This window comes from Litoribacterium kuwaitense, from assembly GCF_011058155.1.
In the GTDB taxonomy this organism is placed as follows: Bacteria; Bacillota; Bacilli; order Bacillales; family DSM-28697; genus Litoribacterium; species Litoribacterium kuwaitense.
Genome location: NZ_JAALFC010000034.1, coordinates 15,346 through 36,462 on the forward strand (window position 1 = coordinate 15,346; position 21,117 = coordinate 36,462).

Annotated in this window: 25 protein-coding genes and 1 tRNA gene; 9 read left to right on the forward strand and 17 right to left on the reverse strand. The window is 43.6% G+C overall.

All coding sequences use genetic code 11. The annotated features are described in order from the left end of the window. Nucleotides 1-60: 60 nt before the first annotated feature. From G4V62_RS14720 to G4V62_RS14750, 7 genes are all read right to left on the reverse strand, one after another. Nucleotides 61-1,050: a LacI family DNA-binding transcriptional regulator gene (locus tag G4V62_RS14720; protein WP_165203485.1), complete on the reverse strand. Its 990-nt coding sequence runs from the start codon at nucleotides 1,048-1,050 to the stop codon at nucleotides 61-63. A 165-nt stretch (nucleotides 1,051-1,215) separates the two neighbouring features. Then, complete coding sequence (locus tag G4V62_RS14725; RefSeq protein ID WP_165203487.1) at nucleotides 1,216-2,094, reverse strand: sugar phosphate isomerase/epimerase family protein; 879 nt, start codon at nucleotides 2,092-2,094, stop codon at nucleotides 1,216-1,218. 13 nt (nucleotides 2,095-2,107) lie between these two features. Next, nucleotides 2,108-3,076 (reverse strand): Gfo/Idh/MocA family protein, encoded by a 969-nt coding sequence (locus G4V62_RS14730; RefSeq protein ID WP_165203489.1) that lies wholly within the window; start codon nucleotides 3,074-3,076, stop codon nucleotides 2,108-2,110. A 16-nt stretch (nucleotides 3,077-3,092) separates the two neighbouring features. Then, nucleotides 3,093-4,181 (reverse strand): Gfo/Idh/MocA family protein, encoded by a 1,089-nt coding sequence (locus tag G4V62_RS14735; protein WP_165203491.1) that lies wholly within the window; start codon nucleotides 4,179-4,181, stop codon nucleotides 3,093-3,095. 101 nt (nucleotides 4,182-4,282) lie between these two features. Next, on the reverse strand, nucleotides 4,283-5,383 hold the full coding sequence (locus G4V62_RS14740; protein WP_165203493.1) for a GntR family transcriptional regulator: 1,101 nt from the start codon (nucleotides 5,381-5,383) through the stop codon (nucleotides 4,283-4,285). A gap of 59 nt (nucleotides 5,384-5,442) precedes the next feature. Continuing rightward, nucleotides 5,443-6,237, reverse strand: coding sequence for a hypothetical protein (locus tag G4V62_RS14745; protein WP_165203495.1), 795 nt, complete (start codon nucleotides 6,235-6,237; stop codon nucleotides 5,443-5,445). A gap of 322 nt (nucleotides 6,238-6,559) precedes the next feature. After that, nucleotides 6,560-7,495: an ROK family protein gene (locus tag G4V62_RS14750; RefSeq protein WP_312855504.1), complete on the reverse strand. Its 936-nt coding sequence runs from the start codon at nucleotides 7,493-7,495 to the stop codon at nucleotides 6,560-6,562. A gap of 128 nt (nucleotides 7,496-7,623) precedes the next feature. Between G4V62_RS14750 and G4V62_RS14755 the strand changes: the two genes are divergently transcribed. Further along, nucleotides 7,624-7,875: an atypical membrane-integrating protein (Mistic protein) gene (locus G4V62_RS14755; RefSeq protein ID WP_165203497.1), complete on the forward strand. Its 252-nt coding sequence runs from the start codon at nucleotides 7,624-7,626 to the stop codon at nucleotides 7,873-7,875. 50 nt (nucleotides 7,876-7,925) lie between these two features. Here G4V62_RS14755 and G4V62_RS14760 read toward each other — a convergent pair whose 3' ends face one another. Further along, the gene (locus G4V62_RS14760; protein ID WP_165203499.1) at nucleotides 7,926-8,255 is read right to left on the reverse strand and encodes a MerR family transcriptional regulator; all 330 of its coding nucleotides are present in this window, start codon (nucleotides 8,253-8,255) and stop codon (nucleotides 7,926-7,928) included. A 218-nt stretch (nucleotides 8,256-8,473) separates the two neighbouring features. On the opposite strand from G4V62_RS14760, the gene G4V62_RS14765 reads away from it, so the two are divergent. After that, nucleotides 8,474-8,546: transfer RNA gene (locus G4V62_RS14765), tRNA-Val, on the forward strand. A 104-nt stretch (nucleotides 8,547-8,650) separates the two neighbouring features. On the opposite strand, the gene G4V62_RS14770 is transcribed toward G4V62_RS14765, so the two are convergent. Next, nucleotides 8,651-9,211, reverse strand: a complete 561-nt coding sequence (locus tag G4V62_RS14770) for a phosphatidylglycerophosphatase A family protein (RefSeq protein WP_165203501.1) — start codon at nucleotides 9,209-9,211, stop codon at nucleotides 8,651-8,653. 168 nt (nucleotides 9,212-9,379) lie between these two features. Here G4V62_RS14770 and G4V62_RS14775 point away from each other — a divergent pair, with 168 nt between their 5' ends. Beyond that, nucleotides 9,380-9,916 carry a 2'-5' RNA ligase family protein gene (locus tag G4V62_RS14775; protein WP_165203503.1) on the forward strand — a complete coding sequence of 179 codons (537 nt, stop codon included), beginning with the start codon at nucleotides 9,380-9,382 and terminating at the stop codon, nucleotides 9,914-9,916. Continuing rightward, nucleotides 9,891-10,316, forward strand: coding sequence for a GNAT family N-acetyltransferase (locus tag G4V62_RS14780; RefSeq protein ID WP_165203505.1), 426 nt, complete (start codon nucleotides 9,891-9,893; stop codon nucleotides 10,314-10,316). Before G4V62_RS14775 ends, G4V62_RS14780 begins: the two co-directional genes overlap by 26 nt. A gap of 347 nt (nucleotides 10,317-10,663) precedes the next feature. Here the strand turns inward: G4V62_RS14780 and G4V62_RS14785 are convergent, their stop codons facing one another. Further along, complete coding sequence (locus tag G4V62_RS14785; protein ID WP_165203507.1) at nucleotides 10,664-10,903, reverse strand: hypothetical protein; 240 nt, start codon at nucleotides 10,901-10,903, stop codon at nucleotides 10,664-10,666. Nucleotides 10,904-11,099: 196 nt separating this feature from the next. On the opposite strand from G4V62_RS14785, the gene G4V62_RS20015 reads away from it, so the two are divergent. Continuing rightward, entirely contained in the window at nucleotides 11,100-11,264 is a 165-nt protein-coding gene (locus G4V62_RS20015) for a GNAT family N-acetyltransferase (RefSeq protein WP_246218460.1), read from the forward strand. Nucleotides 11,265-11,450: 186 nt separating this feature from the next. On the opposite strand, the gene G4V62_RS14795 is transcribed toward G4V62_RS20015, so the two are convergent. Further along, entirely contained in the window at nucleotides 11,451-11,636 is a 186-nt protein-coding gene (locus tag G4V62_RS14795) for a hypothetical protein (protein WP_165203509.1), read from the reverse strand. Nucleotides 11,637-11,826: 190 nt separating this feature from the next. Here G4V62_RS14795 and G4V62_RS14800 point away from each other — a divergent pair, with 190 nt between their 5' ends. Together G4V62_RS14800 and G4V62_RS14805 are read left to right on the forward strand one after the other, a co-directional pair. After that, nucleotides 11,827-12,309, forward strand: a complete 483-nt coding sequence (locus tag G4V62_RS14800; RefSeq protein ID WP_165203511.1) for a CotY/CotZ family spore coat protein — start codon at nucleotides 11,827-11,829, stop codon at nucleotides 12,307-12,309. A 173-nt stretch (nucleotides 12,310-12,482) separates the two neighbouring features. Beyond that, nucleotides 12,483-13,013, forward strand: coding sequence for a CotY/CotZ family spore coat protein (locus G4V62_RS14805; protein WP_165203513.1), 531 nt, complete (start codon nucleotides 12,483-12,485; stop codon nucleotides 13,011-13,013). 37 nt (nucleotides 13,014-13,050) lie between these two features. On the opposite strand, the gene G4V62_RS14810 is transcribed toward G4V62_RS14805, so the two are convergent. The 3 genes from G4V62_RS14810 to mgtE all read right to left on the reverse strand — a co-directional run bounded on the left by G4V62_RS14810 (nucleotide 13,051) and on the right by mgtE (nucleotide 16,219). Beyond that, on the reverse strand, nucleotides 13,051-13,629 hold the full coding sequence (locus tag G4V62_RS14810; RefSeq protein ID WP_165203515.1) for a CotO family spore coat protein: 579 nt from the start codon (nucleotides 13,627-13,629) through the stop codon (nucleotides 13,051-13,053). Nucleotides 13,630-13,924: 295 nt separating this feature from the next. Further along, a complete protein-coding gene (fabI, locus tag G4V62_RS14815) occupies nucleotides 13,925-14,698 on the reverse strand; it encodes an enoyl-ACP reductase FabI (RefSeq protein WP_165203517.1) in 774 nt (257 codons plus the stop codon). 156 nt (nucleotides 14,699-14,854) lie between these two features. Then, entirely contained in the window at nucleotides 14,855-16,219 is a 1,365-nt protein-coding gene (gene mgtE / locus G4V62_RS14820; protein ID WP_165203519.1) for a magnesium transporter, read from the reverse strand. Nucleotides 16,220-16,315: 96 nt separating this feature from the next. On the opposite strand from mgtE, the gene G4V62_RS14825 reads away from it, so the two are divergent. After that, entirely contained in the window at nucleotides 16,316-17,494 is a 1,179-nt protein-coding gene (locus G4V62_RS14825; RefSeq protein WP_165203521.1) for an FtsW/RodA/SpoVE family cell cycle protein, read from the forward strand. A 188-nt stretch (nucleotides 17,495-17,682) separates the two neighbouring features. After that, nucleotides 17,683-18,414 (forward strand): metallophosphoesterase, encoded by a 732-nt coding sequence (locus tag G4V62_RS14830; RefSeq protein WP_165203523.1) that lies wholly within the window; start codon nucleotides 17,683-17,685, stop codon nucleotides 18,412-18,414. On the opposite strand, the gene G4V62_RS14835 is transcribed toward G4V62_RS14830, so the two are convergent. The 3 genes from G4V62_RS14835 to yjbM are packed head-to-tail and all read right to left on the reverse strand — an operon-like array spanning nucleotide 18,411 to nucleotide 20,757. Beyond that, nucleotides 18,411-19,307, reverse strand: coding sequence for an RluA family pseudouridine synthase (locus G4V62_RS14835; RefSeq protein WP_165203525.1), 897 nt, complete (start codon nucleotides 19,305-19,307; stop codon nucleotides 18,411-18,413). The genes G4V62_RS14830 and G4V62_RS14835 overlap by 4 nt on opposite strands. After that, nucleotides 19,304-20,104 (reverse strand): NAD kinase, encoded by an 801-nt coding sequence (locus G4V62_RS14840; protein WP_165203527.1) that lies wholly within the window; start codon nucleotides 20,102-20,104, stop codon nucleotides 19,304-19,306. The genes G4V62_RS14835 and G4V62_RS14840 overlap by 4 nt, the downstream gene beginning before the upstream one ends. Nucleotides 20,105-20,133: 29 nt before the next feature. Beyond that, nucleotides 20,134-20,757, reverse strand: a complete 624-nt coding sequence (gene yjbM, locus G4V62_RS14845) for a GTP diphosphokinase (protein ID WP_165203529.1) — start codon at nucleotides 20,755-20,757, stop codon at nucleotides 20,134-20,136. Nucleotides 20,758-21,117: the final 360 nt, after the last annotated feature.

Sequence of the window (21,117 nt, forward strand, 5' to 3'; positions counted from 1 at the left end):
ACTTACAAGTATTCCTATAAGATCTATGCTCTCTACATGATTAGCAACTTCCTCAACCAATTAAAGTTGTTTCACACTGGATCGTTCCTGCAAAATCGGCGAGATTTTAATCACCTGATCCTGTTCACCGTCCGAATTTTTTCCTTCTAATAATTCTAATAGCGTCGTGGCCGCAAGTTCACCAATGTCGAGCACTGGCTGCGCAATGGTTGTCAGCTCAGGGTTAACAATAGATGAGACCGGCAAATTATCGAAGCCAACGATAGATAAATCATCAGGAATAGACAATCCCTTTTCTTTACACCATTGATAGACCGTCAGTGCGTTGCTATCGTTCATAGCAAATAGAGCTTGTGGCAAAGTTCCATCGTGGTAACTCACTTCCATCTGTGAAATAAAATCGTTTCCGATAAATACATGTTTTTCATTGTAGGCTTGCCTCGCCTCCATAAACGACTGATAAGCCTCAAACCTTGACCTCCATGCGTAGATGTCATTGTTCAGACTGCAATAGCCGATGTGTCGATGACCTTTTTCCCAAAGATGGTTCAGTGCTAGATTGGTACCGAGCTCATTGTCAGTATTCACAGCTGGAACCCCTTGAATATGACCTTCGACGACGACCATTGGGACTTGTTTTTTTGCCATCTCGATCATCGGGTTTCCTTCTTGAGCTAAGTTACTTAAGAGAAGCACTCCTTCTACTTGAGTAGACAATAGCTGAAATAAGTTTCGCTCCTCTAAATCAAGGTCATCATTTGAGTTGACATGAACCATGGTACGACCGGCGCTGCGCAACACTTTTTCAATCCCTGCCATCACCTCGATAAAGTATGGATTTCGTAAATCATGAGAAATTACGCCGATAAATTGGGTTGTCGTTTTTAACCCTCGAGCGATTAAATTAGGAATGTAGCCCATAGACTCAAGAGCTTCTGTCACCTTCTTGCGGGTTTTTTCACTGACAGGTCCGCTCCCTGTGACGACGCGAGAAACGGTTGTGCGAGATACTCCCGCCTTTTTAGCAACGTCGTTAACAGTTACTCTCATTTATCCTCAGACCTCACTTCCTAGCAATCGCAAAAACTGTGAACGTTCACAATTTCAATTTCTAATAACTTCACCTTCTATTTTAGCAAACGCTCGCGGATTGGCAAGCGGTTTCAAAGACAATTGTTAAAACACCGTAGAAATATTCTACGGTGCATCTACAAATTATTTAAAAATAGCCGCTAGGTGATCGCGTGATTTTTTAATACCTTGCATTTCCTTTTCAAGCGTTCCCCAATAACGATGATCTTCCAGTTCAATGCTGATCGGACCTGTGTATCCTGCCTTTTCAAGACGAACAGCCACACGATCCCATGCAATTGAGCCTTCCCCTGGAATCGTATATCGCCAAGAGCCTTCGGAAAAATCGTAGGAAGGACCAAAAGTTGCTGGCAAATGCCCATGTAAATATGTTTCTTCTGGTAGCAGCTCCGTATCTTTGCCGTGACAATAAACTATTCGCTCTTTAAATTCCTCTAACACGCGCAGGTAATCGATACCGAGGCGAACGAGGTGGGAAGGATCATAATTTAAGCCAAAGTGCTCTGATGGAACCGCTTCAAACATCGCGCGCATCGTTTCCGGTGTGCAGCCGAGCGTCGGGTATGTCGGAGCTGGTCCAGGATAGCCTTCCATTGCCAGATAAACATCGTGCTTTTCCGCTAAACGAACGACTTCTGGGAAGGACGCTTGAAACGCTTCGAAGCTTTCTTTTCTAGATTGATTAGCATCCGGTGGCATAAGGCACATGAAAATAACCTGTGCCCCATTTTCGTTAAATCTTTTAAAATCTTTATCTAACTCAACGAGGGCTTTTTCAATCGCTTTTTCATCTCGGGCTAAAAAAGGGCTTGAGCCGAGCAAATACTTACCGTCAATAGACCCTGGCCGAACGCCAGCTTTATCTAACGAAGCTCTAATGTCAGCATTTAAATCCGGAAGATCTAAGACGTCGATTCCGACCGATGCCGCCCACTCTGCCGTTTTTTCAATCCCTAATTCCCCAATATGCGGAGAGAGTCGCATACCAATATCAAAGTTCATTGCAATCCCCTTTTTACGCTTTAATTGGCTCATATCCTGTATGAGCATAAATATCTTCTGTCAGTCGCACAACCTTTTCTGCAAACGTACCTGGGACGACGACTTCATGCTTGCCTAATATGGCATCAATAAAGCTTTTGTCCGCATTTGTCGTTTGCACTGGCAAATCAGGAGTAATCGGCTCCTGACCCGGGTAGCACAGACGGACTTTACCATCATTCAGCGTAATCGCCCCCTGCTCCCCACAGAACATAAATCGCTCTTCCCACGTCGGTGCATGACCGATAACTGTAAGATTTGCCAGCGGGCCTTCTGTGAAACGGATCGACACTTGCGTATCTATTTCTACAGGCGCTCCTTGTTTGCTGATATGGCCTTGAATGGATTCCGGCGTCATCCCGGTCGTCCAGAGAAGGGCATCGATCAGATGACTTCCTGAATCCATTAACATGCCACCGCCTGACAAAGCAGGGTTTTGACGCCATGTGCCGGCGCTTCCGTCACGCCAGCCTTGATAAAGCGACGCCGATACTGACGTTAACGCACCAATCGTTCCGTCCGAAAGAGCCGTTTTAATATATTGAAAGACTGGCATAAAATGACGCTGATAGGATACTTGCAATACTTTTTGTTTTTGTTCAGCTTCGGCAATTAATGCCGCGGCTTCTTTCGAAGAGCACGTCATCGGCTTTTCAAGCATGACATGACAATCATATTGTAAAGCCTGCATCGCCTGAGAAAAATGAAGCGTATGTGGCGAACAGATCAGGACAGCATCAACGACTTGCGCCTTAAGCATATCTTCATAACGATCAAAAGTAACTGCTTCTGAAAGCTCTGGAAAACGCTTGATCACTTTCATTCGGTTCTCTTCATTTGGATCACATAGCGCTGTAACCTTCACAGTATCTAATTCAGACAGCTGTTGAAAATGCAAATGTGAAATGCCTCCTGTGCCTGCAACGCCCAATCGAATGGTCATACGCTTCATCGCCCCTTTACATATCTTTTGGCAAAACGATGTCGACCTCTCGCTGTTGATCTGCAGAACGTAAAATCCCGTCAATAATCGCTTGGTTACGAATAATCTCTTTCGTCGGGATAGGTGCTTCTTTTCCTTCTTTCACTGCTACAGCAAAATCTCTCACTTTTTCATAGAAAATGTCTAGTCCGTGGTTAATAACAGGAACAGCCGACTCCGTATGATGCCCGAGCAAATCATGATATATCGTCATCGAACCGATGCCGCCATCCCAAACGCCGCTCCAAGGTCCTTGACCAGCAGGCTGAACCTTTAAGCCTGCATCAGTTCCTAGGAATAGGCCTGCGCCGAGGCTGTCCATATGCATCGCCCAAGAAATCTTAAAGTTAAGTACTTGACCTGTCTCAAAACGAATTAACGCTACACCAAAATCTTCCACTTCAAACTGATCGGCTTGTGGGTGATACTTCGGGTTTGTCCCAAAGTGATTAGAACCATAAGCAGAAACAGTCACCGGCTTTGGATAACCGAGTGCATTTAACGCGAAGTCAAGCGAGTAGCATCCAATATCAGCTAGAGCGCCGGCGCCCGCTAAATCTTTACGGATAAATGTACCACCTGGCATACCGCGACGACGTCCGCCACCTGTTTCCACGTAATACACGTGCCCGAGCTCTCCTGATTGTACAATACGATTTAACTCTTTCATGTTTGGATCATAACGAGGCTGAAATCCGATTGTTAATATCAATCCTGTTTCTCGTTCTACTTCAACCATTTCGATGGCTTGCTCTAATGTCACGCTCATTGGCTTCTCTACAAGCACATGCTTACCCGCTCTAAGCGCATCAATAGTCGTTTGATGGTGTGCAACATTTGGCGTACAAATACTAACACCATCAAGCTCTTCTTCCAATAGAGCTTCATGACCTGTAAACGCTTTCGCACCCTGGAGGTCATGCTGTTTAATAAATTCTTCAGCTTTTCCTTCAATAACGTCTGTTACAGCGACAATCTCAACATCAGACATTTTCTTGTATGCATTGACGTGTGCGCCCGCGATACCACCACTACCGATAATACCTATTTTAATTGTGTCACTCATACGATTGCTCCTTAAAAATGAATTTTTAGAAAACACAAATCAATATGGAACATATCAACTCAATTTCAACAACTAAACTATAAGGTATATCAAGTATATCGTCAAGAAGTATTTCCCCCATCAAACGCGAGGTTTTTTGTAGATTTCCCTTCAATAAGCGTATATGGAGATAAGAATTGAAACGCTTCCATCTTCTCTCCTTCAATCAATTGATATAACAACTCAACAGCTGTTTTTGCCATCGTCGCCTCATCTTGTTGGATATGAGTCACCGATGGTTCTCCATCAACATATGAAGACTTTGGGTAGTCAAAGCATATGCGCGGCTTGTCTAACTCTTCTTGATTCGCCAACCATTCTGCTACGACAAGCTCAACCCCGTGCTCACTTGAAATATATGCATCTCCCTCTACTTCATTCAATTTTTCAAGTAATTGCTCTGCATTGTGATAATGGTCTCCTTCAATAACCATCTGCTCTGCATTTGCTATTCCAAATTCTGCACACGCAGCTAAATAGCCCGCTAATCGTTGTTCCAAGGAAGCTGTTCCACGCGTAGGTGGTGTGACAAAAACGATCCGACGAAGCCCTCTTTCGAATAAATAGGCAACGGTTTCCTTCGCAGCCGCGAAGTTATCTGTATAAACACCTGGGATCGGGAGTCCAGGAAGATGTCGGTCAATAAAGACGATAGGAAACTGTTCAAGACTCAATCGAATAATCGGTTCATTATAATGCTGTCCGTTTACTGGCGTCATTAAAAGACCATCGACGCCTGCATCTAACGTTCGCTGAATAACAGCTGCTTCCTCCGCCAAAGACCCGTCAGTAGAAGCGATTAACACGACATCTCCACGCTGACGTACACTTTTTTCGACAAGCCGCAAAATTTCCAACCCATATGTATTGGCTACCCCTGGAACAACCATGCCAATTTTTCGGATAGGACGAGGGCTCGCATCCTTCTCCTCTGTCACATCAACAGGCTGGTCCTCTGCCAGTTGATTCTGCCATGCTACGTAAGAGCCTTTGCCTCTTTTTCGCACAATGACTTGTTGCTGCGCTAGCATATCTAATGCCCTCTTCGTCGTAATCCGACTGACATTAAAGGCTTCTGCTAATTCGATTTCCGACGGCACGCGGTCACCTGCCTGATAGAAGCCCAATTGGATTTGCGAGAGAATGCTATTATATATTTTCAAATACAAGGGCTCTTTCATCGGCGTTCTGACCTCACTTTATTTATAGTTATTATATTTACTTAAGCTTTTTCAGCATAATGTGGAAAAGGTGCATCACCGATGATTCCACGTTGGATATCTTCTGCCATTTTTTTAATTTCGAGCCTTTCTATAGGCGAAGGCTGCTTTCCTAGACAGCTCGCACGGTCTAATGACTGAGATCGTTCAGAGACTTGAAGATGCACTTTGACTTTTGCGAGAATTTCACTGCCATTAGCATCTTGATCAACAAGCATAAAAGCATACGTTTTTTTAGAATAAATGGCTTGTAATTGTGAAACAAGCGCGTGAACCCCGTCTTCTGTCACTGATTGCTCACTGACGTAGGGCCAGCCTAAGACGTTCGCTGCATCTCGAACAATTCCTGTTGCTGCTTGAAAGGGCAATTGAATGAGAAACAACCTTGGTACATCAAGCACTAATGAGGCGGCCGTATCCTCTGTTCTTTCAATTCCGTCAATGATCACGTCTAAGGCGGAGCCATACCCCGGCCAATTCTTCTCCACCGGCTTCCCAGCCTCAAGAGGCGACTCGACAAAATACGCCACCACTTTAGAAGGGATATTTTCTTGAGCGATGGTCCGTTCCTTATCATTCATGGAATGGAGTACAATGATTTCGCTAATCGATTGATCTTGAAAAAGTGTACCCCAACACTGTGCAGTCGGCTTTTTTAACCAACGAATGAACGATACCTTTGACATTACAGTTGATCGTTGGTCTGATAATGTTTGGGCAAGAAGCTTAAACGACTGCGAAACTTCACCAACAAGTATAACGACACAATGATGTTTATTTGTACGAGCTGTTTCCATAGTTAATGCATCTTATGTAACTGGCCCATCCGCCCAAGATGCACGCCACCCCCTAAATCAATTTTCATTCAAAACAAATAAGGAAAAGCCTGCCTACAACAGGCAGGTCTTCAAAGTGCAGACAATGGCTTTACAAGCTTTGTAACACTCTTTTATTAGAGGTCACTAAACAATTCTCACATGCATAACCAAGCTTTAAAACGCCTTATGAAATCGAGCAAAAACACGGATACCTATTCACAAGAGGACAAATAGCGAGAGCAATGACGAACGCAAGCATTTGCCAGAGTCCCTAATCTCCTTGACAAAATCCAGTCCGTTTTTATTGATTGGCTTTTTTTCCGTACAAAATAAGCGCTGCTGCCCCAATCACTCCTGAGTCTTGACTAAGTCCGGAAGGTACGATGACAGTTTCTCTTCCTCTAGGACCAAGTGCGCGCTCACTAACAAAAGCTTGAACTGCATCAAACAACGGTCGACCGACTTTCGTAACCCCACCGCCGATCACGATCTTTTCCGGATCTAAAATATTGATTAAGGAGACACAGCCGACACCGATTTTTTCAAAAATCATATTTACAAATTCCTGAAGCTGCTGGTCGCCTTCGTTTGCTCGTTGGAATACTTCCGCTGTCGTCACCGACTCACCGAGCAGCTTTGATGCGTGACGAGCAATCCCTGTCCCAGAAGCAATGTATTCGAAGCCGCCTTCGATTTCACCTTCACGCGATCCAAACGAAGGATCAATCACCATATGACCAATGTCACCTGCATTGCCGCTCTTCCCGGTAATTAACTGGCCATTCGCATAAATACCAGCGCCAATTCCCGTAGACACAGTCATGTATATAAAATTGTCGTTATCCTGCGCAGCTCCTACCCATTTTTCAGCCAATGTCGCAGCATTTGCATCATTTTCTAACGTGACAGGCACCGCAAAATGCTCTTTAAAACGTCCCGTCACTTCGATATCTCTCCACGCTGTTAAGTTTGGCGGATTAATGATCTTGCCTTCTCTTGAATCAAGAGGTCCCGGCGCCCCAATACCAATCCCACTTAACGCTTCAGCTGTTTTCCCTAACCCTTCCAACAAATGATGAATGGTCTGTGCCATGCGATCAATCATTTCATAAGGGGACACACTTTGATCAGTAGGAAGCACTTCCTTAGCTAATAAAGCCCCTTTGTCATCAACAATACCAATGGCAGTTTTTGTCCCGCCAATATCTACTCCTGCTGCGACGTTCATGTCTGTCATCCTTCCTCATTTCCTTTGATCTTCATTTATTTTACCAAAAGGAAGGGATGAGTTCTACGTCATTCAGCTTAGGTAAACATAAAATCATCCGTTTTCGAGAACAATCACATTAAAAAGGAGAATGATTTGTGTATCTTTCAAAGGAAGAGCAAGCTGCACTTAGTAAAGCCATTGACGATTTAAACGCTGGACTCGATACGTTTATCGAGCTTTATAATGATTCAGAAGAACAAGCACATTTTATGATTCCAAATGACGACGTTCGCCAATTGTATAAGCAAGCCATTCATTATGACGACCGCAATAGCGTCGATTACAAATTAAACCGCGTGCTCACAGAAGTGTTAAAGGCATTACTCCCAGACAAACCCGAAGCGTGAGGCAAAAAAATAAAAACTCTGTCAGCCTATCGCCAACAAAGTTTTGTTCATTATTTACGCATATGAAAATAAGCATTTAATTGCCCACGAAGCATATCTTCCCGCACAGTTTCTTTTTTTGCTTCATTTTTCTCTTTTCTGATCATTTCTTGACGAATTTCAAACGTCTGCACCCCGTCCTCAATTTGGTTAGCAATGTCCATCAGCCGTTCCACATCATCAAAAGAATACTTACGCGATCCTCGTGCAGACCGTTCTGGAAAAATGAGCTTTCGTTCTTCATAATAACGAATCTGCCTTTCAGATAAGCCTGTCAACTCTTTAACGACGCCAATCGAGATCACCTTTCGTTCTCGATAGGACGTGGGCTCATTTCCCATTCGACCTCACCTCTCGCCTTATCTTATTTGTTTAATTATATCGAATCATCATTTTAAGTATCGACTCCCTTGTAAGATAATCTAACATAAAAAAACACAAATCAACTGCGAAGATGTAAGAAAATATATCGAAGTTTTTTCCAACGACCTTTATTTTTTCTATTGACTTCTAATTTTCTACATAGTATACTATTTTTTGTCGAAACAAACCCAGATGTGATTCCGTAGCTCAGCTGGGAGAGCGCTACCTTGACAGGGTAGAGGTCGCTGGTTCGAGCCCAGTCGGAATCATCCAAAATACCTCCTTGCATAAATTGCAAGGAGGTATTTTCTGTTTCAAATTCATTTATAAATTCAATTTCCTTTGGAATCGCCAAGTTCGTTTCTCAACAAAATCAGCTAATTCGCTCTTCTTGATCTTTCTTCTCAATATCTTGTGCCTCAAGCTCCTCTTCTTTATCACGAAGTCGGTGAGCAAGTCGACTTGAGGCATTTGAAGCAATGCTTGCGACAAGGTCATCTAAAAATGTATGAACAGCTTCGTCTGTTTTCGTATCTAATTTTCCGATGATGCCAGGCTTATCTTTATCTAAATGACCATAGGTCGTCACCGCGATACTGCCGTAGCCAAAGACGGCCCCAAAGCCGATTGTTTCATCAATTCCGAACAACCCTTCATCAGACTCTACGATCGATTGCAGCGGCTCTGACAGCAGCTTCTTCTCAGCCAACCGGTCTAAATCAATCCCGACAAGCAAGGCATGCTGTATTTCCCGTTTTTCAAGGACGGCTTCCACACTTTCAACGCAGTCTTCCATAAGCAGATCGGCATTATATGGTGCTTGCATGTCATAAACAATATCCGCAATATCCTGCACAGTCACGCCTCTTTCTACTAGCATCGCTTTTGCTGCTCGTTCAATGTCTTTGCTATGCACACGATTTTGTTTTTTCATATAAAAAGACCCTCTCCTCTGAGCATTCTTTTCCCATCGCTCAGCTTTTTTCTTATAGCTTACACACAAATTTCGTTAAAACGCCAATCATTTGCTATACTATACATAATAGCATGACGTAACAGTTATGTTATTAAGATTATCGGTTTTGAATAGGAGGAACCTCTTTTGCAGTATGGCGTCGTACTTTTCCCATCAAAACGCATCCAGGATGAAGCCAATTCCTACAGAAAACGCTACGATCCTAGATATTCCCTTATCCCGCCACACATTACGATTAAGCCTGCTTTTGAACTTGAACAAGTGGACGATTTCAAAAAAATGCTCAAGCAGACCGTAGCCAGTCTTCCTCCGGTGGACATCCAGGTCAAAAAAGTCGGTACATTCAATCCGGTCAACAACGTCATCTATTTCAAAGTAGAAAAAAATGATACACTCCTACAATTGTATGAAGCATTAAAGCCCCATCCTTATCCTTCAGATGATGCGTATGCATTCGTACCGCACATTACAATTGGTCAAGAGCTTTCAAACGACGAATTGTTTGATGTATATGAAAGCTTACGTATGACATCTTTCGATTTTACTGAGAAAATCTACCGGGTCCATTTGTGTTATCAATTAGAGAATGGTTCTTGGTCCGTTGACGAGACATACCCACTTCAAGGAGATGTAAGAGATGAAGATTCAATGGGCCGCAAGTGAATCCGTACGAAACGATTGCTTTCTCATTCGAAAACACGTGTTTATTGAGGAGCAGCAAGTTCCGCAAGATGTGGAAATGGATGAACATGATGTAAACGCACTGCATGCCGTCTGTTATATAGATAATGCTCCGGTCGGCGCTGTACGACTTCGGGAAAAATCGCCCGGTGTTGGCAAAGTAGAGCGCCTCTGTGTATTAAAAAGCACGCGCGGCACAGGTGCAGGGCGTGAGCTGATGAATGCTGTAACCCAAATGGCGTCTCTAAATGGGTGGCACGCTATACATTTAAATGCTCAAGCGCATGCTGAGGATTTTTATTTAAAGCTTGGCTACCAAACTGTGTCTGAGCCGTTTTTAGAGGCGAATATTCCCCATGTAAAAATGGAAAGGTCTCTTTGAACTACTCACCACTTAGCTTCGCTTGAAGTGGGAGCTTCTCATTTCCACGACGAAAGCAACCTTTCGTCTCCTTTCGTCTCCATGAGCGTTACTTCGGGAAGTTCCTGCCCTAGATGTCCGACGATTCGGAGTTTCTTTCGTACCTTGGATATTTTACGCATGGAAGGATTTGCTTGGTTTTCGTATGATTAGTTTCTCCATGCAACCTCATACATCCAGTTTTCGAAGAACACTTCATGCTCTTATGATAACATGCTTTCGGTCAAGAACGTCTAAAGACGTACTTGACCGAAAGCCAATTCATCTCCATCTCATCGCTGAAGATGGAGACTTCTTGGCTAAAAACGTTAAACGTAAACATCCAGCCGGCCGCCTTGGCCGGTTATTTTACTTTCCCACGTTTTTATATCGGTTATTTGCGTACGTTTGTCAACAGTATTTCCCTCTGCTTGCCAAGAAAAATCTTCTTCAGCAGTGACCGCGCGAACAGGCTGAACACGCAAAACCCCTTTTTCTACTCGCTCCGGTGCTAACCGATCAGCATACCATTGATATTGTTCCGTCATGACAGGTGCTATCCACATCACAAACCACCCCGCTACCTTTTCAGTTATACGATGTTATTCCTTTTTTTCAATGTATTCAAACATATCATGTTATGATCACTAAAAAAGACATGTTATGTGGATATATTTATGTAGAGGCAGAACCAGAATTTGGTGAAGCAAGCATTGAATTTTTTTCGGTTGCGAAGTCTGAAAGAGGTCATGGGCTGGCGTACAATTGTTAACTGGCGCCTTACAATGGTTATTTACATTCGAAGGGATTGAACACATTCGCCTTTGTGTTAACTCCGCCAATGAGCAGGCGATCAACATGTATAAGAAAGTCGGCTTTCAGCATATGCATGACCTGTGTGCGTTCACTAAAGATGTTAACCAAAAGTAACTCGCCCTAGAAAATGAACGGAACATTCGGGCAAGACGGACTATATGTCAACCGAAAAAACGCAGAGGAATAAAAACCTCTGCGTTTTTCTGTGTGTTTTTATTGTCTAAAGGCTGATGCTTTATCCTGCTATTCTTTTGTTTTTCTACTTCATAACAGATCGATTCCACCGTGTTCAAAGCTTTTTTAAAAAAACGGGTGACGTCTACGACGATCATGGTCATCTCTGTCAAAGTCTCTTGGGGAGCTCTCATCATCTCTGCCGTGGCGGCGACGTTTTCTTTTGTCACTTTCATCAATGACAATGACTTCATCCGCTTTAATAATCACTTTATCAGCCCGAATCACTTGCTTTCTTCTTTCATCTGACATGCAAATCCCTCCTTCTTTAATCAATTCATAGCAGTGTATGCATTTTCAATTAAAAAAGTTAGGCATCTGCATGTAAATGACATAAGAAAATCAACTTCACATCTGAAGTGACGCTTGCCCACACCGATATAGTACATCTACATAGTGTATAGTGACACATTTGTCAAATTCATTGAAAGAGGTGAACGGAATGGGCTGCGGCAAAAAACACAAAGAAAAAGATTATGGCTATCCAAAAGCAAGAAATTGCGTTTGTGACGCCATTAAACACATTCATGTGATGCAAGAAGAAGCTGAAGATAAGTGTGCTTCTAGCTGTTACAGTAACTTACTATCACCAGACACTACTATGGGTGACACAGTACCATTTATTCTGTTTTGTAAAAAAGATTGCGGCAAGCTTTTTAAAACCTTCGGAAATATCGGTGGGCTTGTTGGACCAGAAGGGTGCTTTAAAACCGTCTTTTTCCGTGTTGAAAACGTAAAAAATGATTGCTGCGCGACGCTATCTTTGCTTCGTCCGCTAGATAAAAGAGGGAATCAGCTGGATGACTTAGACAATCCTTGCGACCGCAATTTACGTTGCCTTGAAAAAACAGACATCTGTATAGAAGTGGACTTAGACTGCTTCTGTGCAATTCAATGCTTGTCTCCTGAACTCGTCATCGGATAGTCTGTACAAATTCGTGGAAGGGGCAGCTGAGCGGCTGCCTTTCTTTCAAACAGGGGTAGACAAAGCCCAATTTAAAGAAATCGTGCAAATCCAATCACCAAATGCCCTGTCTCTTTATATTGTAATTAGTGAACAAAACGCCTTAAGCTTAAAAAAAGAAGGAGTGTATGAACATGGGATGCGAAGATCATAAAGGTGGATTCAATTGCGTAGTGGACGCAGTCTACCACATACATGAGATGCAGGAAGCTGTTGAAGACGAGTGTAACACGAGTTGTTTTAGCAACCTGCTCTCAAACACACAAAGCCGTGGTGACACAATTCCATTCATTCTTTTCTGCCGTAGCGACTGTAACGATCTGTTTAGCGCTTTCGGCAACGTAGGTAGATTATTTGACGGCTCTTGCTTCCAAAGTGTCTTTTTCCGTGTCAATTCCATTAAGGGCTCTTGTGCAACGTTACAGCTGCTTAGACCATTTGATGGACGCCGTCCGATCTCTGTAGATTCAAAGAAAGACGTCTGCGACGTCACACGCCTTGTAAAAACAGATTACTGTGTTGAAGTCGATCTAGATTGCTTCTGTGCAATTCAGTGCTTAGACCCTGATTTGCTTCGCGGCAGCGGACGCGATCACGATCACGATTGTGATTGTGACGAAAGCTCTTCTTCTTCCGACGATCACCACCATCATCATCATCGTTAAAAAGGATCGCTTTTGCGATCCTCTTTTTTTTACTATTTTAAAAACCAATAAGCTTAACGGATTGAATGGCCTCCAATGAAATGTCACTTTTTAACCCATTCATTTTTCTTAATGTCACTGTATCCCCTTCAGCATCGATGACGTGACCACGAATGGTTTCTTCTTCTGTAGTTATTTCACATAGCGGCTTAGACACTTTACGCTGCCGATTTAAAAAGGCAATTTTCTCCGGAATGCTTAGCTGCTTAAACTGAGTTCTTTTCCGTGTCCCGCTTTTCCTGTCTGTCGTTGCGTGTTCCATCCGCGAACCTTCTGGAGGTTTACTGGACGCTTCGTTCGATTGCTTTGTAGGTATCGAAGGGATAATGGGATGATGCGTTGCTTGATTCGCAGACTTTCTTTTTTGTCGGTGTTCTTGTTGGTCATTATCAACGCCAACCGCTTCTTCCTTTTTCTCAAGCTCTACACGCTCTTCTGTTTCTGACGGAGTAGCGTACTGCTGACCTCCCGGATCTTCATTTACTTTGTAAGAGGAGCTTTCCTGCATCCCTTCATCAGTCACCGGAAAATCCGGCTGGACGATATAAAGCAATGGCTTACGTTTCGTTGTCTTCATTCGTCGATTCACTCCTTCCTTGATAGTTATTGATATGCACGCATATTGGGTAATGTGCCCATAACTAGCTCGTCCTTCTCATGACTGCGCTTTCAATAGAATGAGCAGTATTGCCATTCATTAGTGATCGCAACTGCCCAATTCGTTGACAAACGCTTTTCTCACCTTTATTAAAAAACGCAAATGAAAAGACGCTCTCATCTTAGCGCGTCTTGTACGACGGATCACTTCCGTTTTCACCTAAAAAAGTGTAGACAAAGGTCTCACCAGACCGTCTACACTTTTTGCAATTCAATTACGTTCCAAGAATATTAAAACCGCCATCAACATGAAGTACTTCACCTGTAATCCCACGCGCTAGAGGACTAAGCAAGAAGAGGGCAGCATCGCCAACTTCCTCCTGTGTCACTGTACGACGGAGTGGTGCTTTTTCCTCGATGTCTTTCAAAATATCATTAAAACCGCCAATTCCTTTAGCGGAAAGTGTACGGATTGGTCCCGCAGATACAGCATTTACGCGAATGCCATACTGACCAAGATCTTCGGCCAAGTATTTCACACTAGCGTCAAGGGCTGCCTTTGCCACTCCCATCACATTGTAATTTTGTACGACCCGTTCGCCACCGAGATACGTCATCGTAGTGATTCCCGCATCTTCAGACATGTAAGGTTTAGCTGCTCGAGCGACAACAGTGAGTGAGTAGGCACTAATGTCGTGCGCCATTAAAAAGCCTTCTCGAGATGTATCAATAAAATTGCCGCGCAAATCTTCTTTGTTAGCAAAAGCAATACAGTGGGCAAGTCCATGAATTGTGCCTGCTTGCTCATGAATGGTCGCGAATGCCTTTTCTACATCTTCGTCCTTCGTTACATCACATGGTACAACAATTGGGTCAGATTCTAAAGTTTCCGCCAGCTCTCTTACGCCCTTTTCAAGACGTTCCGTTGCGTATGTAAACACAAGCTGGGCACCAGCTTGATGAAGCGAACGAGCAATCCCCCAAGCGATGCTGCGTTTATTTGCAACACCCATGACAACATATGTACGTCCTTCTAATGACAATGGCATCTTATTCGATCCTCCTATTATAAAAAACATATGAAATTCTTTCATAGTAGTATAGCATATTCATAAGTGCTACTCTATGAAAAAGATGAAGTGACTTCGTGAACACTCCCCTTTTTGTTTCTGCCATTCGCGAAGAAGTAAGCGAGATCAGAGTGCCTAAGGTAGCAAAAATGTTAAAAACAAACGCGCTGCGCTAAAATAGATCAAGATGCTAATTAAGTCATTGATCGTTGTTATAAATGGTCCTGAGGCCACTGCCGGGTCAACACGAAGCCTGTGCATTAAAAGGGGAACAAGTGCCCCGGCTAATGTTGCTACGATTAAAGTAAAGAAAATCGAGATACCGACAAGTAAACCCAATGCCAAAGAGTTCTGCCAGAAGGCAATAAGACATGTAATAAGGGTACCGCACACTGCTCCGGTAATCACGCCCGTGCCAGCTTCACGTAAAATCAAGCGCCAATGATTCTCTTCATTCGCCTCTTTCGTAGCGATTTTTCTTACCGCGACCGCCAACGCCTGCGTCCCAGTATTTCCCGCCATTCCGGCAATCATCGGAATAAAAATAGCCAGAATGGCCACTTGCTCAAGCGTTGACTCAAATTGCTGGATTAACGTCGCTGTCATCATGCCGAGAAACAATAGAATAATTAACCATGGCAGCCTTTTTTTAGCCGACTCCCAAGCATGTCGCTCTGCCATACGAGCATCCCCTGCCGCAGCAAGCTTCGAATAATCATCGGATGCCTCTTCATCAATAACATCGACAATGTCATCAACAGTAATAATACCGAGCATGCGATCGTGCACATCTACGACGGGGACTGCTAGCAGATCATAGTCCTTCACGCGCTGAGCAACCTCCTCCTGGTCTTCCCATACTTTAACAGTGAGGACACGCTCATTAAGAATGTCATCAACGAGTTTCTCTTCACTCGCAACAATTAATGTGCGTAAAGATAAAACACCAAGCAGCTTTTGCATCGGCCCTATGACATAAACGTAATAAATCGTCTCTGCCTCAGGCGCCTGCTGTTTTAATAAAGCCATCGCTTCTTGGACAGTCTGCCCAGAGCGAACGGCAATAAATTCTTTGGTCATTAAGCTTCCGGCTGTCTTCTCTTCATAATGAAGCAGCTCTTTAATATCTGATGACGCCTCCTCAGGCATCATATTTAAATAACCCGCAACTTCTGAGGGTTTCATATCGCTTAATACATCTACGGCATCGTCTGTATACATTTTACTAAGCATCGTTGACGCATATAAGGGGTGCATTTCTGCTAGGTACGTCTGTTGATTATCGCGCTCGATGTTTTCAAAGATGTCTGCCATTTCTTCAGGAGATAGAAACTCATACACCTGGATGCGTTTTTCCATATCCAATTGCACGATAATTTGCGCTCGGTCAAACCCGTGCAGATCGAGAAACATCGTTCTGAATGCATCTATTTCGCCCTTGGAGAGAATGTTTTCTAATTGATGTAAGGCTCGTTCGAATTCACCTTTGTCTTCTAGCATCACTTGGCACCACCTTATTGTTGAAAGTTTTGTCAAACAACGACATATTCTGTAGAATAACTATGAGTTGAGACTTCGGAAAGGACTTTAACTGCTATGAATCAAGAGAAAACGCCATTACAACAAATCGATGTTTCACTCATCGCCATCATGATCATGCTCGCATGTACAAGCATGCTGGCTATTCAGAGCGCAGAATTGATCCTACCTGAAAAACTGCAAGGTTTCAATTTTGCCGTTAAACAAGGGGTCTGGTATGTGATTGGCACCCTAGCAATTGTCGCTGTCATGGTACCAGACTATGATCGCCTCAAGCCAATGAGCTGGATTTTGTACGGCTTTGGGCTTGTATTGCTATTAGGACTATTTTTAAATTTTCCGCCTGGTCTTGTAGAGACAAATAATAATGCAACCAGCTGGTATTCTATACCCGGAGGCAGCTTTCAGCCTTCAGAATTGATGAAAGTATTTCTTATCATTCTGCTCGCCAAAATCATCGCAGATCACCAAGAAAAGCGACCCGAAAAAACTGTGCAGGATGACCTTTGGTTACTAGCCAAACTTGTCGGCGTCACATTTGTCCCTTTTGTCTTCATCATGGAACAACCTGATTTAGGCACTGGGCTTGTATTGCTTGCCATCTTAGGCTCAATCCTGATCGTTTCCGGCATTCGGTGGCGAATTTTAGCTTTAATTCTTGCTCTCGGCATTTTATTCCTATCAATACTTGTATACATCTATTTTGCTTTTCCTGATTTTTTTAAAGAGCACATTCTCGCCGAGTACCAAATAAACCGCTTTTACGGTTGGCTTTCTCCAAACGAATTTGCCAGCGATGAAGGTTTTCACCTTGTAAAGTCGCTTTTAGCGATCGGCTCAGGACAAATTAATGGCGTCGGTTTCGGGCATCTATCAGTTCAAGTGCCTGAGCCGCATACCGATTTTATTTTTTCAGTGATCGCGTCCCAATTTGGCTTTGTCGGTGGCAGCGTCGTCATCTCTTTGTTCTTTTTATTAATGTACCGAATGATTCATATTGCTCTTTCTTGTCACGACCCTTTTGGCAGCTACATTTGTGTCGGGATTATCGGCATGTTTAGCTTTCAAGTGTTTCAAAATATCGGTATGACCATTCAAGTGCTCCCCATTACCGGAATTCCACTTCCATTTATTAGTTATGGGGGAAGTTCTCTCTTAACGTATATGATCGCGATCGGCATTGTGCTCAATATAGGCTCAAGAACGAAAAAATTTATGTTTGCTTCAAACGAATAAAGCTGGCAAACCTTCTTGTGAACTGCTCACCACTTAACTAAACGCCTTAAAGCGAGAGCTGATTAAGGCGCTTTTCTTAAGGACGAGCGGTTCCTCTTGCTGGTCTACTTGTTAAATAAGGTAAAGTAAATTGTGCTTAAATGGAAACAATAGTGTTGTAAGCTTTTTTGACTGATGGAGGTGGGATCATGAGGTACGACATCATCGGAGACGTTCACGGCTGTTTTGCGGAAATGATAGCACTGCTTAAAAAGCTTTCATACACGATCGATTCGGAAGGGATCCAGGGACATCCCTCCGGAAGAATGTGTGTGTTTGTTGGTGATTTGACTGACCGCGGTCCACATTCTCTCGCATGTGCTCGCTTTGTCGCAAACTCTGTCCTCCATCGCAACACCGCCCTTTATGTACCAGGCAACCATTGCGATAAATTATATCGCTATTTACTCGGCAGACCCGTACAAGTCACTCATGGCCTAGAGACGACTGTCGCTGAAATGGCAGAGCTTAGCTCCCCTGAACAAAAAAGATTTGCCACTTTATTTAAATCGTTATATGAAAACGCCCCTCTTTCTTTACATCTTGACGACGAGAAACTTGTCGTGGCACATGCTGGGTGGAAGCCATCCTTAGAAAAGGCATCCCCTAAAAAGCGAAGAACCTTTATTCTTTATGGAGATATTTCCGGGGAAACCCTACCTAACGGGCGACCCGTTCGACGGGACTGGGCACAAACTTACGAGGGGAAGGCGACCGTCGTCTACGGTCATACCCCCGTATCTAATCCTGTACGAAAAAACGGTACGATTAACATTGACACAGGGGCTGTCTTTGGCGGCCAGCTAACAGCGTACAGCTATCCGGAAGATCATTGCACGAGCGTCGCTTCTTCTCTCCCTTATGTCGCCGACCGCTTTTAAGGGCAAAGCCTTGCCATATCTTCTCGCAGTGGACAGTGAATGGTCATTTCATCACCAGTAATCGGGTGGTGAAAAGTCATCTCACGACAATGCAATGCTTGCCTTTCAATCTGGTCATTTTCTTTGCCATAAAGCGTATCTCCTAAAAGAGGGTGGCCGAGCCAAGTCATATGCACACGAATTTGATGTGTCCGCCCTGTCTCAAGCTGCACTTGGACGAGGTGATCACGGCCGTCTTTTGTCGGGGAGAGTGTTTTATAATGAGTGACAGCGTGTTTCCCACCTGGCACAACCGCTCTCTCTACTTTGCTCCCTGGTTTCATTCCGATTGGCTGCTCTATCGTTCCTGAAGGCGGTCTTAACGTGCCCGTGACGATCGCTTCGTACGTACGAGACAACGCAAATGAATGCTGCTGCATGCTCATCTTATGATGGGCATGCTTATGTTTTGCCGCCATCATAGCTCCGGATGTATCTCTGTCGAGACGGTTGACGAGATGTATAGCTGTAGTTGCACCATTGGCTTCGTAATGCGCCAGCAACGCCCCGGCAATATTTAACGGGTCACCGGACTGTGGAGGCAATGAGGGCACGCCCGGCGGCTTATTAATCACAATGATATCCTCATCTTCATACATGACATCGAGTTGCAAAGGGGTTGGCTTTAAATGCTCGCCTACGACTTCTACTGGCAGAAAAACCTCCAGCTGATCACCCGCCGTTAAAAGGTCAAAACCTTTTTTTAGTTTGCCATTAATAAGTATACGACCGTCCTTTTTGACCGTACGGAAGGTGCGGCTAGAAAAATCGCACGCCTCCTGCAAATAGACTTTTATCGTCATACCCTCTGCTGTGGCGGGAATCTCCCACGCCAGTCTTCTGCTGTAATTCATTCTGCATCACCTATAAATGACTCTCTCACTCGTGACCAAAAAGGAAAAGAACGATACCTTGCAAAACGCACTTTCTCCTTAGCAACTTTACATTGAATCGATTGAACATCCTTATGTAAAAGGGTTAAGTGATCAATGGTGACAGTGAAATCAACGTCATTGACTGGTTCAAGAAGACAGGTATGGTGCTTGGGCAATATTAAAGGTGACCCGACAGTTCGGAATACTCGGTTGTTAATCGATGCCATTTCAGCGAGCTGGATCGCTTCAAGAGAAGGATGTACGATCGCTCCACCTAATGCTTTATTATACGCAGTACTCCCAGACGGCGTAGAAATGCAGAGCCCATCACCGCGGAACGTCTCAAAATGGTCATTTTTTATCGTCACGTCCATCACAAGAGAGCCTTCAACACATTTCACCGTGCATTCATTAAGTGCTAAATAACGCGCCGCTGAATCACCATTAATATAAGATACCATTACCTCGAGCAACGGATACTCGACAACGTCAAATGGCGTCTTCGCGATATCAATCACAAGCTTTTCCACCTCTTGCGGCGTCCAATCCGCATAAAAGCCGAGATGTCCAGTATGTACGCCAATAAAAGCCGTTTCTGCCAAACGCGCTTTATAACGGTGGAAGTTACTTAAGAGCGTCCCATCTCCACCGACAGAGATGACTAGATCAGGCTCTTCAGGGTCCCACTTCAAATCAAAGTCTTCTAAGTACTGACGCATTTTCTTGCATAGAGCATCAGAAGTTTCATCACCTTTAGATGTCAACATAAATTTCATATCCATTCACCTGCTTTTTCCAAGGCGGATTATTTTTTTTCGCGTTTTCGTAAAAACATTTGGTGCGCTTCTTGAATTTCACCACGTATTTTCGACATCTCTTCATCCAGCTGAAAAGCCGCTTCAGCAGCTCGTTGAATCCTCATCTCAATGCCAGGCGGAAGCTGACCTTTATATTTATAATTTAAAGAATGCTCGACTGTTGCCCAAAAATTCATTGCAAGCGTGCGAATCTGAATTTCGACAAGGATTCGTTTAAGACCATTGTGCGTCTCGACAGGATAACGAATGACAACGTGGTAGGAACGATAGCCACTTTCCTTTTTCTGGGCAATGTAATCTCGTTCCTCTACAATCTCAAAGTCATTGCGCGCTCGTAAATAATGAACAACTTTTTCAATGTCATCAACAAACTGACACATCATCCTTAATCCGGCAATATCTTGAATGCCTTCCTCTAACTGATGAAAAGGCACACCTTTGCGCCGGGCTTTATCGAGAATACTCGAAATCGGTTTAACCCGCCCGGTTACAAATTCAATTGGCGAATGTTGTTGATCAATTTCAAAAAGCTTTCTCATTCCTTTAAGCTTCACTTTTAATTCTTCAATCGCTTGTTCATAAGGTGCTAGAAACTGTTCCCAATTCTCCAAAGCTGTCCCCCCATTTCTGGCGGCTTGAACACCTATCTTTTTTTAGGGCGTCGCCGCTTCGTCGTTTACTCAAACCGAACGGCTTTCCATCATGTTCCAATATGAAATCTGCCCTTTTCCACCAATATTAGTTTATCATAGAAGCGGTGAAGCCAAAAATAGAAGTGCTATGTCAACGAAAGCATTTCTTCTGTGTATTGAGCGAAATTATGTTACACTGACATACACCTCACCAAAGGAGTATCTTATCTATGAAGCACGAACAGGAAATTGAGTGGAAAAATCTTTTAGACGAAAATGAATTTAAAGCTCTTCTCAAATACTATCATGTTCAGGACGATGACTTTATCACACAAAAAA